Annotated in this window: 6 protein-coding genes; 2 read left to right on the forward strand and 4 right to left on the reverse strand. The window is 60.6% G+C overall.

The genetic code is table 11. From position 1 onward, the window contains the following. Nucleotides 1–3,294 (forward strand): DUF5801 repeats-in-toxin domain-containing protein (locus JUI81_RS31865; RefSeq protein ID WP_239077724.1); only part of this gene is annotated, 3,294 nt, incomplete at its 5' end. Between the two features lie 284 nt (nt 3,295–3,578). Further along, complete coding sequence (locus tag JUI81_RS22330) at nt 3,579–9,614, forward strand: DUF5801 repeats-in-toxin domain-containing protein (protein WP_204125137.1); 6,036 nt, start codon at nt 3,579–3,581, stop codon at nt 9,612–9,614. A 119-nt stretch (nt 9,615–9,733) separates the two neighbouring features. On the opposite strand, the gene JUI81_RS22335 is transcribed toward JUI81_RS22330, so the two are convergent. From JUI81_RS22335 to JUI81_RS22350, 4 genes are all read right to left on the reverse strand, one after another. Then, a complete protein-coding gene (locus JUI81_RS22335) occupies nt 9,734–10,450 on the reverse strand; it encodes a LuxR C-terminal-related transcriptional regulator (protein ID WP_204125041.1) in 717 nt (238 codons plus the stop codon). A 623-nt stretch (nt 10,451–11,073) separates the two neighbouring features. Next, nucleotides 11,074–12,453 carry a TolC family outer membrane protein gene (locus JUI81_RS22340; protein WP_204125042.1) on the reverse strand — a complete coding sequence of 460 codons (1,380 nt, stop codon included), beginning with the start codon at nt 12,451–12,453 and terminating at the stop codon, nt 11,074–11,076. A 2-nt stretch (nt 12,454–12,455) separates the two neighbouring features. Next, on the reverse strand, nt 12,456–13,769 hold the full coding sequence (locus tag JUI81_RS22345; RefSeq protein WP_018927963.1) for an HlyD family type I secretion periplasmic adaptor subunit: 1,314 nt from the start codon (nt 13,767–13,769) through the stop codon (nt 12,456–12,458). Continuing rightward, nucleotides 13,747–15,525, reverse strand: coding sequence for a type I secretion system permease/ATPase (locus JUI81_RS22350; RefSeq protein ID WP_026286567.1), 1,779 nt, complete (start codon nt 15,523–15,525; stop codon nt 13,747–13,749). Before JUI81_RS22350 ends, JUI81_RS22345 begins: the two co-directional genes overlap by 23 nt. Nucleotides 15,526–15,646 lie beyond the last annotated feature (121 nt).

Consider the following 15,646-nt stretch of genomic DNA (forward strand, 5'->3'; position numbering starts at 1 on the left):
ACGCTGACCGCCACCATCACCGACAAGGATGGCGACAGTGCCCATGCCACGCTGAACATCGGGCAAAACCTGGTGTTCAAGGACGACGGGCCAAGCATCAGCACCACCGGCACGGAACCAATCCTGACGGTCGATGAAACGGTGCTGGCCACCAACGACACCCAGAGCTTTACCGCCAACTTCAGCTCGGCGTTTGGCGCTGACGGTGCGGGTACGTTGACCTATGCGTTGGGCGTGGTAGCCGGTGCCTCCGGACTGACCGATACGGCCACCGGTGAAGCGGTCAACCTGTCGCTCAACGGCACCGTGGTCGAAGGCCGCACCGCCACCACCAACCTGCTGGTGTTCACCGTCAGTGTCGCCGCCAATGGTGACGTCACTCTCGACCAGCAACGGGCCGTGGTGCATCCCGACGCGACCAATCCGGATGATTCGACCAGTCTGACCTCGGACAATCTGGTGACCCTGACCGCCACTATCACCGACAAGGACGGCGACAGCGCCCATGCCACGCTGAACATCGGCCAAAACCTGGTGTTCAAGGATGACGGGCCAAGCATCAGCACCACCGGCACGGAGCCAGTCCTGACGGTCGACGAAACGGTACTGGCGACCAACGATACCCAGAGCTTTACCGCCAACTTCAGCTCGGCGTTTGGCGCTGATGGTGCGGGCACGCTGACCTATGCACTGGGCGTGGTCGCGGGCGGTTCCGGGCTGACCGATACCGCTACCGGCCAAGCGGTGAATTTGTCGCTTAACGGTACAGTCGTGGAAGGCCGCACGGCGATTAGCAACGATCTGGTATTCACCGTCAGCGTCGCCGCGAATGGTGACGTTACCCTCGACCAGATCCGCGCCGTGGTACATCCCGATACCACCAATCCCGATGATTCGAAGACGCTGACCTCGGACAATCTGGTGACCCTGACCGCCACCATCACCGACAAGGACGGCGACAGTGCCCATGCCACGCTGAACATCGGCCAGAACCTGGTGTTCAAGGACGATGGTCCAAGCATCAGCACCACCGGCACGGAGCCAACCCTGACGGTCGACGAAACGGTGCTGGCCACCAACGACACCGAGAGCTTTACCGCCAACTTCAGCTCGGCATTTGGCGCTGACGGTGCGGGTACGCTGACCTATGCACTGGGCGTGGTCGCGGGCGGTTCCGGACTGACCGATACGGCCACCGGTGAGGCGGTGAACCTGTCACTCAACGGCACAGTGGTCGAAGGCCGCACGGCCATCACCAACCTGCTGGTGTTCACGGCTAGCGTGGCCGCGAATGGCGACGTCACCCTCGACCAACTCCGGGCGGTGGTGCATCCCGACCCAACCAATCCGGATGATTCGAAGACGCTGAGCTCGGACAATCTGGTGACTCTGACGGCAACCATCACCGACAAGGACGGCGACAGCGCCCATGCGACCCTCAACATCGGGCAGAACCTGGTGTTCAAGGACGATGGGCCAAGCATCAGCACCACTGGCACGGAGCCAACCCTGACGGTCGACGAAACGGTACTGGCGACCAACGATACCAAGAGCTTCGCGGCTAACTTCACCTCGGCATTTGGCGCTGACGGTGCGGGCACGCTGACCTATGCGCTGGGCGTGGTGGCCGGAGGCTCCGGACTGACCGATACCGCCACCGGTGAGGCGGTCAACCTGTCGCTCAACGGCGGCGTGGTCGAAGGCCGCACGGCCATCACCAACCTGCTGGTGTTCACGGCTAGCGTGGCCGCCAATGGCGACGTCACCCTCGACCAGATCCGGGCGGTGGTGCATCCCGACCCAACCAATCCGGATGATTCGAAGACGCTGACTTCGGACAATCTGGTGACCCTGACGGCCACCATCACCGACAAGGACGGCGACAGCGCCCATGCGACCCTCAACATCGGCCAGAACCTGGTGTTCAAGGACGACGGTCCATCACTCGCGTTTGGCAACCTGATCGGAACCGGTAGCATCCTCCCACAACAGGGATACTGGGATCATTCAACCGGAGCCGACGGACTGGGTGCAACAGGTCTGGATATTTCGTTGGTGAATAACCAATTCACCCTCGTCAGGCCAGACAACACGACCACCACCGGGACCGGCACGCTCACCGAGCAATCGCCCTCACCGGACGTCAATGGCGCGTTCCACTTCGCAGGGACTCTGACCGGTGATTTCGACAACAACGCCGCCACCGCGAATACCAGCGTTGACTACACGCTGACCGCCTTTGCCAATGGCACCTATGCACTGGACCTGGTGCAAGGTTTCAGTTCCGAGATCGTGCTCAGCAGCGCCGACGGTTCGCTCAGTGCCGGCGGCCCGGACCCGGTGCGCACATTGTTGATCCCGCCGCAGAATCCGCCGACGATTCCTTCACCCTCTGAGGAGATTGTGTTCTTTTCCGCAAAAGCAACGGCGTCGACAGCGGACATCCTGACTGGCATCGGGCTCGGGGCTCCCGACCCCACTGAAGCCCAGCTACAGACCAACCCTCTGCCGTCGTACATCGACCCGAGGGCCATGAACGTCAGTACATCCGGTATCGGCGTCGCCAATAACCTGTTCCAGGGAGACAACCTGGCGGCCATCAGTGCTGCCGATGAAAGCTTCGTGATCAATCCGGAAAGCCTGCTGACGAGCATGAAGGTCTTCATCGACAACTCCGTGGGGGGGTACAACACGGCGACCGAGGACCTGTACTACAGGGCCTTCTATGAGGATGGCACGTTCTCGAACCTGATCGAGGTGAACACCGTGACGCCGGAGGCCGGTGGACAGGTGTCCTTCGTCATTCAGAGCGATGGCACGAACCTGATCGACGCGGTTCAGCTCACGATGGCCCGGGGCGAGATCAAAATTCCTTCGATCCAGTTCACTCACGAGACCGAGAGCCTGGCCAGCGATGTCAAGCTGGCGTTCAACGCGACGCTGACGGACAAGGATGGGGACTCGGCGACGAGTACGTTCGACGCCAACCTGTTCGCCAACGACTTGGGCACCACCTTCGATTTCACGCTGGTGGGCACGAGCGGTGAGCGGGATGCCTTCAACGTCGATTTGTCATTCACCCAGAACAAGTACCAGGTCACCGGCTTCGATGCGAGCGCAGGGCTGCGAGACACGCTGGTGCTCAATGGCGACCAGAGCGCCGTTGTGCAGTCGATCGACAACAGCGGCGCGGACAGCATCGTGACGGTTGCCGAAACGGGCGGACAAATCACGACCATCACCTTGGTCGGGGTTGATCTGCTGAATACCGACATAGTCCATGGCAGCGCCTGAGGCAGCGCGTGCGTGAAAGGATGCGAGGGTGGTGGAAACCACCCTCGCATTTTTTTGCAGTGCCAATATCAGATCCGCATCAATCGCATTCGTGGTGAGCACTCGAGCACCACAAGGCTTGAACGCCGGGCACGCCGCGGCAGGCCTCCGACGAGGACGGCTAGTCTGAAACTCCCAGCCCGCGTGGGAGTTTCGGCTGATGCGCAATCTCCGACGCTTCTCCATAGTTGCGACCAATGGTCAACGGTCAGGCCTCGATGACCGCAATTGCTTTGGAGAAAGTCATGGCTATTGGCGAGCAAAATTCATCGCTGACGAGCGACCCTGCCCCCCTATCCACAACTTCGGTTACGATCAACGCGCTGAGTGTCGTGGGCACTGGCGCAAGCGTTACGCTGGACGAAACGGCCGGGTTGCAAAACGCTACCGCCACGCCAGGCACTACGGGAGACGCTGACGACAACGACATTCCGCTGACCTCCCTGCCCTCGACTTTCTCTACCCGTTTGACCGCACTGGGTGCAGGTACCGCAACGGGTGCGGCCTTGAGTGGCTATACCGGCGCGGTGGGCAACACCGGCAGCAATGCGTTCAGCGTCAGCGCTGACCCCGGAGCAACCATTACCAATATCAGCTTCGTCGACAGCACTGGCGCACCGCTCAATGGCGTGGACAGCGGACTGGATACTATCAATGGCACCAGCATCTTTCTGTATACCGATACGAACGACAACATCCTTCTGGGCCGGGCCGGAGGCCCAAGCGGCGCAATCGTGTTCGCGGCCTATATTGAAGAAACCGGGTCGCCGCTCTCGGGTGGCAAAATCTGGACCGTGGAGTACCAGCCGATCAAGCATCCAGATGCGACGAACCCCGACGATGCAGTCAATCTGCTGAATAAGGTGTTCATCGGAGCCGGTCAGGACGCGGAATTCAGTCTGGCCAATGCGCCGTCGGGCCAGCAGTTGTTCCTGATGTTCACGACCGCGGGCGCGACGGCCGACGTGAACGGCCGGATTCCCGGAGTCTCGATCGTCGTCACCGGCAAGGACCCGCTGGATCAGTCGGCAAGCAGCGCTGCCATCACCAGCGCCGACACGGTCAACAGCAGCCAGGGCGGCGGCAACACGACCTTGGGCACCAATAACCAGGCAATCACCGAACAGGAAGGCCTGCGCTTCAGCTTCGTCACCGGTGCCAAGGCGGACTTCACGATCCCCAACCTGAGCCCGGGCGAAGCGGGGGTCGAAGCGAACATCGACTTCACCCAGTACTTCGGCGCCCGCTCCGCGACCTTCAAGGTCGTGCAGGAGACGGGCGGCACGACTGCGAAACTCTTGCTCACCGCCGTCAAGAACGCCGACAACGCCAGCGGGTCGCAGAGCGGTGTCAACTTCGTCAACAGCTACGCCAACGACAGCACCGAAAAGGTCGCGATCACCAACGGCAGTGTCACCGTGAAGACGTTCGCGGGCGCCACCGTCAGCGGCGTTGTCATCACCTACAACGCCGACGGCACGGTGCTGATCACCGGCGTTCCGACCGACTCGCAGATCACCTACAGCACGGCGACCGACCACAACCGCGTGATGATCGAGAACGCCGGGTTGCTGACTGACAAGAACGGCGACAAGACCCACGCTGACTTCGACATTGGCGGATTCAAGGTGCTGCAGTCCAGCACGTCAACCGCCGAAATCGGCTCCAAGATGATCTTCGAGGATGATGGGCCGAGCATCAGCACCACCGGCACGGAACCGACCCTGACGGTGGACGAAACGGTACTGGCGACCAACGACACCAAGAGCTTTGCCGCCAACTTCACCTCGGCGTTTGGCGCTGACGGTGCCGGTACGCTGACCTATGCGCTGGGTGTGGTCGCCGGAGGCTCAGGGTTAACGGACACCGCCACCGGTGAGGCAGTCAACCTGTCACTCAACGGTGCAGTGGTCGAAGGCCGCACGGCCACCACCAACCAACTGGTGTTCACGGTCAGCGTGGCCGCCAATGGCGACGTCACCCTCGACCAGATCCGCGCCGTGGTGCATCCAGATGCGACTAATCCCGATGATTCGAAGACCCTGACCTCCGACAGCCTGGTGACGCTGACGGCAACCAAGACCGATGGGGATGGCGACAGCGTCCATGCCACGCTCAATATCGGGCAGAACCTGGCGTTCAAGGACGACGGACCGAGCATCAGCACCACCGGCACGGAACCGACCCTGACGGTCGACGAAACGGTGCTGGCTACCAACGACACTCAGAACTTTGCCGCCAACTTCAGCTCGGCGTATGGCGCTGACGGTGCCGGTACGCTGATCTATGCGCTGGGCGTGGTCGCGGGAGGCTCCGGACTAACCGACACGGCCACCGGCGAGGCAGTCAACTTGTCGCTCAACGGCGGCGTGGTGGAAGGCCGCACGGCCATCACCAGCCAGCTGGTATTCACGGTCAGCGTCGCCGCCAACGGTGATGTCACCCTCGACCAGCTCCGCGCCGTGGTCCATCCCAACGCGAGCAATCCCGATGACTCGAAAACGCTGACGTCGGACAGCCTGGTAACCCTGACGGCGACCAAAACCGACAAGGACGGCGATAGCACCCAGGCGACCCTCAACATCGGGCAGAACCTGGTGTTCAAGGACGACGGACCCAGCATCAGCACCACCGGCACGGAACCCACGCTGACGGTGGACGAAACGGTGCTGGCGACCAACGATACCCAGAACTTTGCGTCTAACTTCACTTCGGCGTTTGGCGCTGATGGGGCCGGCACGCTGACCTATGCCCTGGGCGTGGTGGCGGGTGCCTCCGGGCTGGTGGACACGGCCACGGGCCAAGCGGTGAACCTGTCGCTTAACGGCGGCGTGGTGGAAGGCCATACGGCCGCGAGCAACGACCTGGTGTTCACGGTCAGCGTCGCCGCCAATGGTGACGTCACCCTCGACCAACTGCGCGCCGTGGTGCATCCCAACACGACCAATCCCGATGATTCGAAAACGCTGACGTCGGACAGCCTGGTAACCCTGACGGCGACCAAAACCGACAAGGACGGCGACAGCGCCCAGGCTACCCTGAACATCGGGCAGAACCTGGTGTTCAAGGACGACGGGCCAAGTATCAGCACCACCGGTACGGAACCGACGCTGACGGTAGACGAAACGGTGTTGGCGACCAACGATACCAAGAGCTTTGCCGCCAACTTCACCTCGGCGTTTGGCGCCGATGGTGCGGGCACCCTGACCTATGCGCTAGGCGTGGTCGCGGGTGGCTCCGGGCTGACCGATACGGCCACGGGCCAGGCGGTCAACCTGTCGCTCAACGGCGGCGTGGTGGAAGGCCACACGGCGATTAGCAACGATCTGGTGTTCACGGTCAGCGTCGCCGCTAATGGCGACGTCACCCTCGACCAGATCCGCGCTGTGGTGCATTCCGTCACGACTAACCCCGATGACTCGACGGGTCTGACCTCGGACGATCTGGTGACCCTGACGGCAACCAAAACCGACAAGGACGGCGACAGCGCCCAGGCCACCCTCAACATCGGGCAGAACCTGGTGTTCAAGGATGACGGGCCAAGCATCAGCACCACCGGCACGGAACCGACGTTGACGGTGGACGAAACGGTGCTGGCGACCAACGACACCAAGAGCTTTGCCGCCAACTTCAGCTCGGCGTTTGGCGCTGATGGCGCCGGCACGCTGACCTATGCGCTGGGCATGACTGCCGGCCCATCCGGGCTGACGGATACAGCCACCGGCGAAGCAGTCAACCTGTCGCTCAACGGCGGCGTGGTCGAAGGCAGAACGGCCACCACCAGCCAGCTGGTGTTCACGGTCAGCGTCGCCGCCAATGGCGAGGTTACCCTCGACCAGATCCGCGCCGTGGTGCATCCCGATGCGACCAATCCGGATGATTCGAAGACCCTGACTGCGGACACTTTGGTCACGCTGACAGCAACCAAGACCGATGGTGATGGCGACAGCGCCCAGGCCACGCTCAACATCGGACAGAACCTGGTGTTCAAGGATGACGGGCCAAGCATCAGCACCACCGGCACCGAGCCAACGCTGACGGTCGACGAAACGGTGCTGGCGACCAACGATACCAAGAGCTTCGCGGCTAACTTCACCTCGGCGTTTGGCGCCGACGGTGCCGGCACGCTGACCTATGCGCTGGGCGTGGTCGCGGGCGGCTCCGGGCTGGTGGACACGGCCACGGGCCAGGCGGTCAACCTGTCGCTCAACGGCGGTGTGGTAGAAGGCCACACGGCCCTTAGCAACGATCTGGTGTTCACGGTCAGTGTGGCCGCCAATGGCGACATCACCCTCGACCAACTCCGCGCCGTGGTGCATCCCGTCACGACCAATCCCGATGATTCGAAGACCCTGACCGCGGACAACCTGGTAACCCTGACGGCGACCAAGACCGATAAGGACGGCGACAGCGCCCAGGCCACGCTCAACATCGGGCAGAACCTGGTGTTCAAGGACGACGGACCGAGCATCAGCACCACGGGCACGGAACCGACGCTGACGGTCGACGAGACGGTGCTGGCGACCAACGATACCAAGAGCTTTGCCGCCAACTTCACCTCAGCGTATGGCGCCGATGGCGCCGGCACGCTGACCTATGCGCTGGGCGTGGTGGTGGGTGCCTCCGGGCTGACCGACACGGCCAGCGGCCAGGCGGTGAACCTGTCGCTCAACGGCGGCGTGGTCGAAGGCCGCACGGCCACCAGCAACTTGCTGGTGTTCACGGCCAGCGTCGCCGCCAACGGTGACGTCACCCTCGACCAACTGCGCGCCGTGGTGCATCCCAACGCCAGCAATCCCGATGATTCAACGACGCTGTCGGCGGACAACCTGGTGACGCTGATAGCGACCAAGACCGATGGGGACGGCGACAGCGCCCAGGCCACCCTGAACATCGGGCAGAACCTGGTGTTCAAGGACGACGGCCCTACACTTGCCTTCGGCAACCTGATCGGGACCGGTAGCATCCTTCCACAACAAGGGTACTGGGATCATTCGAACGGAGCCGACGGACTGGGGGCGACCGGGCTGGATATTTCGTTGGTGAATAACCAGTTCACCCTCGTCCGGCCAGACAACACGACCACCACCGGAACCGGAACGCTCACCGAGCAGTCGCCCTCACCGGACGTCAACGGCGCGTTCCACTTCGCAGGCACGTTGACCGGCGATTTCGACAACAACGCCTCCACCGCGATTACCAGCGTCGACTACACGCTGACCGCCTATGCCAATGGCAGCTATACACTGGACCTGGTGCAAGGCTTCAGTTCGACGATCGTGCTCAGCAGTGCCGACGGTTCGCTCAGTGCCGGCGGCCCGGATCCGGTGCGCACATTGCTGATCCCGGCGCAGAATCCGCCGACTATTCCTTCGCCATCCGAGGAGATTGTGTTCTTTTCCGCGAAAGCGACGGCGACGACCGAAGACATCCTGACCGGCATCGGGGTCGGGAAACCCGACCCCACCGAAGCTCAGCTACAGACCACCCCCCTGCCCTCGTACATCGACTCGGCAGCCATGAACGTCAGCACGTCCGGCATCGGCGTCGGCAATAACCTTCTCCAGGGAGACAGCCTGGCGGCCATCAGCTCCGCCGATGAAAGTTTCGTGATCAATCCGGAAAGCCTGCTGACGGGGATGAAGATTTTCATCGACAACTCCGTGGGGGGGTACAACACGGCGACCGAGGACCTGTACTACCGGATCTACTACGAGAATGGCACGTTTTCGGCCCTCACCGAGGTGAACACTCTGACGCCAGAAGCCGGCGGACAAGTGTCCTTCCTCGTTCAAAAGGAAGGCTCGCTGCTGATTGACGCGGTTCAGCTCACGATGGGCCGAGGCGATGTCAAGATCCCGGTGATCCAGTTCATTCAGCAGACCGAGAACATGGCCAGCGATATCAAGCTGGCGTTCAACGCGACGCTGACGGACAAGGATGGGGATTCAGCAACGAGTACGTTCGACGCCAACCTGTTCGCCAACGACTTGGGCACCACCTTCGACTTCACGCTGGCTGGCACGACCGGTGTGCGGGATGCCTTCAACGTCGATTTGTCATTCACCCAAAACAAGTACCAAGTCACCGGCTTCGATGCGAGCGCAGGCCTGCGCGACACGCTGGTGCTCAACGGCGACCAGGGCGCCGTTGTCCAGTCGATCGACAACAGCGGCGCTAACAGCGTCGTGACGATCGCCGAAACGGGCGGGCAAATCACGACCATCACCTTGGTCGGGGTTGATGTTCTGAATACCGACATTGTCCATGGCAGCGCCTGAGGAAGCGCACGCGTGAAAGAATGCGAGGGTGGCGTAGAAACCACCCTCGCATGCCTTACAGGTCTGATATGGGATTCACGGACGGCGACACAGTGACGGCCTGGGCGCCCCAAAGAAATTCAGCGCAGTTCCACCCAAGTGGACTCGGGCGGTTCTTCGTTGTTGGTGAGCCCGTGCTTCTGTGCGTATATCAGCAAGTCGATACGGTTAACGAGATTAAGCTTTTGATAAATATTACTGAGGTGGTTGTGCACGGTGTGCTCGCTGATACCCAGGCGCCCGGCGATGCACATGTATTTGGCAGACGGATCCCCCACGATGGCGCGAATCAGTTCCCTTTCACGCAGCGTCAACCGCGCCTGTTTCGCTTGCTCCGAATTGCATTTCAAAGGTATATGCCCGGTCGCGGCATAGTCGGAAAGCCCACCGACCCAGGCTCTATCCAGCCCGATGTCGCGATGGTGGACCTGGATGATGGCTCGGATGATCGATTCCGTCGGGTCTTCCGCCAGCACGACGCCGCGTGCGCCCGCCTCTATCGCCTGGGCAACAGGGACGGTTTCGTACAGGCTCTTGAGCACCAGGACTTTCATTTCGGCGCTGCGGGCGAGCCCCGCGACGACCGCCAATGGGTTCAGCGCATCCGGAAAGAAACTGAAAAAAATGACATCGGGACGCAACTGATCGGCAAGATCCAGCGCTTTGGTATAGGTGGTGGCCTGCCCGCTCACTTCCATCTGAGGCTTGCGGGCATTGATCAAGTCTTGAAGGCCCATAAGAACAAGAGGACGACAGTCGATCAGCATCACGCTTATTGGTTTTATTTGGGTCGTCATTACCGTCCTGACTCCCTTGAAAAATGAACGATGGCCTCCACCCGTTGGCCTTCCTGGATCAGCAGCTCATTCACCTGTCCTTCACGATTGACGGACAGATACGAGCGCCGACAGGCCTTGACAGTGCCCGCCCGGGTATTAGCCCTGGGGGACACTTCCACCCGTTGCACCGGCAGGGATTGCGGACGTTCCCAGAAGCCGGGCAAAAGCCATCGAAACAACAAAAATAGGAATAATCATCAATAGTTTGCGCTTGATGATGTGCTCCCGCGAACCGCTCAACTGAGTCTAGGCCAGCCCGGCGCGCTGCCGGCCCAGCCATCCGCCAGTCGTCGACTCAACCTCACGCGGATAGCCCGGCTGATGTTCCCAACGGTGCCATCTCCCCTAGAAAATCAAGGTCTTAGGCTCGCCACCGGCGATCTGCGGCTGAAGTCTGCCCCGATCAAAATCGTCAATTAACCGACGAGTGGCGTGCAGCAAAGCACGACAATAAAACCAGCGTCAATTTATCGGCGAAACCCACCTCGCCGAGCCACCCAAAAGCCGGCCCCAGGCCGTGGGCAGGCACTGAAAAACCAGCCTGGCGTGGAGGGTCTACAACGGCGGTATTGCTGGCAAGTTCAGGGGGATGTGAGTTTTTGGCTGGAGCTGCGGGGGCTCAGCCAGGCATTGACGTTTTCGACACTCTCGACAGGCGGCTTGCCCGCCCAGCGATTGAGCGTGAAGACATTGGTGACGAAGTCGTATTGCGTCTTGAGCAGATCACGACGAGCCCGGAATTCGTTGCGTACGCTGGTCAGTACATCGACAGCATTGACCATTCCGTAACTGAGCCCTTTCTCTGCCGCCACTCTGGACAGCTGTGCCGAGGCCAGGGCATGCCGGCTCGCACTGATCTTTTCTGCGCTCGAGTTGGCGGTCAGGTAAGCGGTGGTGATCTCCTTGACCACCTGCCGCTGGACTGCTTCCAGTTGCTGCTCCGCCACAATCTGATCCTGGTAGAGCCCCCGCACCCGCGCCGAGGTTGAGCCACCGCTGTATATCGGCACTTGCACGCCAATACCGGCGACATAGCTGTCGGTACGCGGCGCCAGGGAGTTGTTGTAGCCCTCGTTGGTCTGTTGCGCGCTCAGAGACAGGCTCACGGTCGGATAGTGCCCGCCCTTACCGCCGCGCAACGCAGCGCCTGCGGCCTCGACACCACTTTCGTTGGCCTTGAGCGCCGGGTTTTGCGCTATCCCCTCGCGGACCCAGGTTTCAAGACTCTGCGTCGACACCTGTAGTTGCACGTCATCGCGAATCCGGTTGAGCTTCTCCTTGACTGGCCGGCCGACGATCTCCGCCAATGCCTCGCGAGTGATACTGGCCTGGTTCTGGGCATCCAGTTCCTGCGCCGCCAGCAAATCGACCCGGGCCTTGAGGTCGAGTTGATCGGTAATCATTGCCAGCTGCTTTTCGTACAACGCATTGACCCTGTCCAGGCTCTTTTGCGTGGTTTGACGCTCCGCCTTTACCAACTCCAGTTCATCCTCGGCCGCCAATGCGGCGAAGTAACGCTGGGCTAAATCCACTGTGGCCTCGGCCTGGGCCTCCTGCGCTTCTGATTCGGTTTGCTTGGCCAGGCTTTTGAATCTTTGGTAGTTCTCCCACGCGGCCTTGTTGTAAAGGTACTGACGCAGCACCAGGCTGTAGATTTCGCTATCGTAACTGCGCTGCACCAGGTCGCTCTCCTGATGAATCCGGTTCTGCCCGGCGTTGAGCGATATCTGTGGTAACAGCGAGCCCAGGGCCTCGCGTTGATGTTCCTCGCCCGCCTTCGCTCGCGCATACGAGGCCAACACTCGCGGATCTTCCAGCCGGGCCTCGCGATACAACTGCATGAGGTCAGTGGAGTACGTCGAGGCACTGACCCCGGTCGGCTTTGCTTCAGTGGTTTGCGCCAGAACGGCACCCGCGGCAAACATGAACGCCCCGCCCAGCAGAACTGTCGACGCTCGCATGATCACTCCTCGATCAACGCTTGAGAGATGACATTGCGGGCCGGCTGCAGAAGGTATTGCAACAGCGTGCGTTGCCCCGTGATGATCAACACGTCCGCAGGCATCCCTGGCAGTAATTTGCGATCACCCAAGGCGCGCACGCCGGCTTCGGTGACCCGGACCCGCGCCAGGTAATAGGGAGTCCCGGTCTTTTCGTTGACCAGCCGGTCCGCCGAGACACTGATGACCTCGCCCTGGATCACTGGCGTGGTCGCACTGTTGAACGCGCCGAAACGGATATCGGCACGCTTGCCGATGGCGATGCGATCAATATCGACCGGCGCCACCTGGGCCTCTATGACCAGTTCAGAAACCGAGGGAACAATGTCCAGCAAAGGCGTCGCCGAGCGCACGACGCCGCCAATCGTGTGCACCGTCATGCCAATCACCATGCCCGATTCGGGGGCGCGGATGATGATATGGCTGAGCCGGTCCTCCAGGGCGGAAGCCTTCTCTTGCAGGTCGTAGATTTTGGTCTGGACATCGGCCAATTGTTTGGCGACATCGGCATTGAAGTCTTTATCAACTTGTAGAATCTGCAGCTGTGTTTCATTGATCTGAAGGCGCGTCCTGGTGATGGTCGAACGATGGTCGGCCAATTCGGACTTGACCATTTCAAGCTTGCGCTGCTGCTCAAGCAGGCGTTGTTTGTCGACGAACCCTTGTGACAACATGTCTGTCAATTCAACGATTTCACCGCTGTAGGATTTATTCAGTTGGCTCTTGACCCCGATCATCGCCTCCAGCCCCTTGATCTGTTGATTCAACTGACCAATGCGCTCTTGCAGCACCGATATCTGGCCCAACCGTGAGCCCCGTCGTGCGTTGAATACCTGGGTCTCGCCCTGGCGCGCCTCGGCACCTCGCAGACTGTCGGCATCGGTCATGACGTCAAAGCCAATGACTGGCAGATTGTCCCGCTCAGCCTTGAGTCTTGCCTCCATGGCTCTGGCGGCAATGAGCTGGCTTCGGGTCATCTCGTATTCGGATCGCAGCTGGGCATCATCGAGAATAATCAGCGGGTCATCCTGCTTGACGATGTCACCGTCATGGGCCAACACCTCTTTGACGATGCCACCTTCGAGGTGTTGTACCGTTTTCCGATAAGCCTGCACGGTGACCACACCAGGCGCGTAAGCCGCGCCATCGATCGGTGCGACCGCCGCCCAGGTGCCGAACACCCCGAAGGTCATCAATAAAATGCCAAAACCCAGGCGACGGATCTTTCGATCAGAGACCGCCAGGTCGGCGAAGTTATCTGTTTGACGACTGAGCATCGTACTGTTCATCGGCATCACCCTTGCGAGTAGCCACCGAAGCCACGCTTGCGCCTGCTTGCGTGGCGTGCTTTTGTGCCCGCTGCGCGAGTTCGGCCAGCACTTGTTCGCGTGGTCCATAGAGACTGATGGCGCCATCACTCATCACCATCAGCCGGTCAAGTTGGGACACAATGTTGGTTCGGTGGGTAATCACAAAAACGGTTGCACCTGTCAGCTTGAGCTGCTGGATGGCCACCGCCAGGGCACGATCACCGACTTCGTCGAGATTGGAATTGGGCTCGTCGAGGATAATCAGCCGCGGGTTGCCATACAGGGCACGGGCCAGGCCGATGCGTTGGCGCTGCCCTCCCGACAGCATGACGCCATCGCTGCCAATGACGGTGTCATAGCCATCGGGCAACAGCAGAATCATTTCGTGAACCCCGGCGGACTTGGCCGCCAGAACGACTTTCTCGGAGTCGACCTCGGCGAAGCGGGCAATGTTCTCGCTGACGCTGCCTTCGAATAATTCAATGTCCTGGGGCAAGTAACCTATGTACGGCCCAAGTTCATGTTTGTCCCACGCACAGATGTCCGCGCCATCGAGCCGGACCACCCCATGCTGCGGCGCCCACACCCCCATCAGTGCCCTGGCCAGGGTGGACTTGCCCGCGGCACTTGGACCGATGATTCCGACAATGCAGCCGGCAGGTACGCTGAAACTTATGTTTTTGATGATCGGGGTTTTCGAGCCAGGTGCCGCGACGATCAGATTCTCCACCTGCACATGCCCCTGAGGCGCAGGCAGTGTCATACGCTCGGGCTGAGCCAGCTGTTTATCGAGGATGTCGTTGAGACGGCGGTACTGCGAGCGGGCCGCAATAAAGCCCTTCCAGCTGCCGATGATCAGATCGATGGGAGCCAATGCGCGCCCTAGCAGCACGGACCCGGCAAACACCATGCCTGGCCCCACCTGGTGATCCACGGTCAGGTACGCCCCCAGCCCCAGGATCAGCGATTGCACCAGGATCCGGAAGGACCTGGAAAGCGTGCTGATGATGCCACCTCTATCACTCGCCCCGGACTGCAGCATCAGGACATGTCTTTGGCGACGCCCCCACCGGTCCATCAGGGTTTCAAGCATGCCCATGGACTCGATGACTTCAGCGTTGCGCAGATTTTTCGTGGTGTGGAGCGTCGCGCTGATATGTTCCTTGTTAGCCTGGGCAAGTGCCGGCCCCGTCAACCTCTCATTGAGAAACGCGAGAAATAACAACAACAACGCACTGCCCACCGCTACCCAGCCATACCAGGGATGGAACATGAACATCACAGCGATATAGATAGGCAACCAGGGCGCATCGAAAAAGGCGAACAATCCATTACCGGAGAGGAACTGTCTCAAGCCCGTCAAGTCGTTGAGCGACTGGGCCGAGGCATCCATGCCGCCACTTTCCAGCGCCCGTTTGAAACTGGCCTTATAGACCTGGCGACTCAGCAACACATCCAGCCGGGTACTGACCCGAACCATGATGCGTGAACGCACCCATTCCAGGGAACCGAGTGTTACCACCAACCCGGTCATGATCAGCGTCAGCATCGCCAGGGTCGTCAGACTTCCGCTGGTGACCACTCGTCCATACACCTGAAGCATATAGAAGGTAGGAACGAGCATCAGCGCGTTGATGAAAAAGCTGAAAAAGCCAACAGAAACAAAGCTGTCTCTACAGGCTTTCAACGCTATTTTCAGACTGTTTTCAGGTGTGTTTCGCATGGAAACCCCTGCTCGGAAAGTCATACCTTGAGGAGCTTAGATCATGCCGAACGACTGTGCGCAGCCGTTGGCCAGATCGCCCCTGACAACGGGTTTCACCCCCGTTTTCGACTGGATGCAA

The organism is Pseudomonas sp. 008, assembly GCF_016861935.1.
In the GTDB taxonomy this organism is placed as follows: domain Bacteria; phylum Pseudomonadota; class Gammaproteobacteria; order Pseudomonadales; family Pseudomonadaceae; genus Aquipseudomonas.

Coding starts and splice junctions, on each gene's coding strand:
- JUI81_RS22330 (WP_204125137.1), top strand. CDS start 3,579: ATGGCTATTGGCGAGCAAAATTCATCGCTGACGAGCGACCCTGCCCCC.
- JUI81_RS22335 (WP_204125041.1), bottom strand. CDS start 10,450: ATGACGACCCAAATAAAACCAATAAGCGTGATGCTGATCGACTGTCGT.
- JUI81_RS22340 (WP_204125042.1), bottom strand. CDS start 12,453: ATGCGAGCGTCGACAGTTCTGCTGGGCGGGGCGTTCATGTTTGCCGCG.
- JUI81_RS22345 (WP_018927963.1), bottom strand. CDS start 13,769: ATGCTCAGTCGTCAAACAGATAACTTCGCCGACCTGGCGGTCTCTGAT.
- JUI81_RS22350 (WP_026286567.1), bottom strand. CDS start 15,525: ATGCGAAACACACCTGAAAACAGTCTGAAAATAGCGTTGAAAGCCTGT.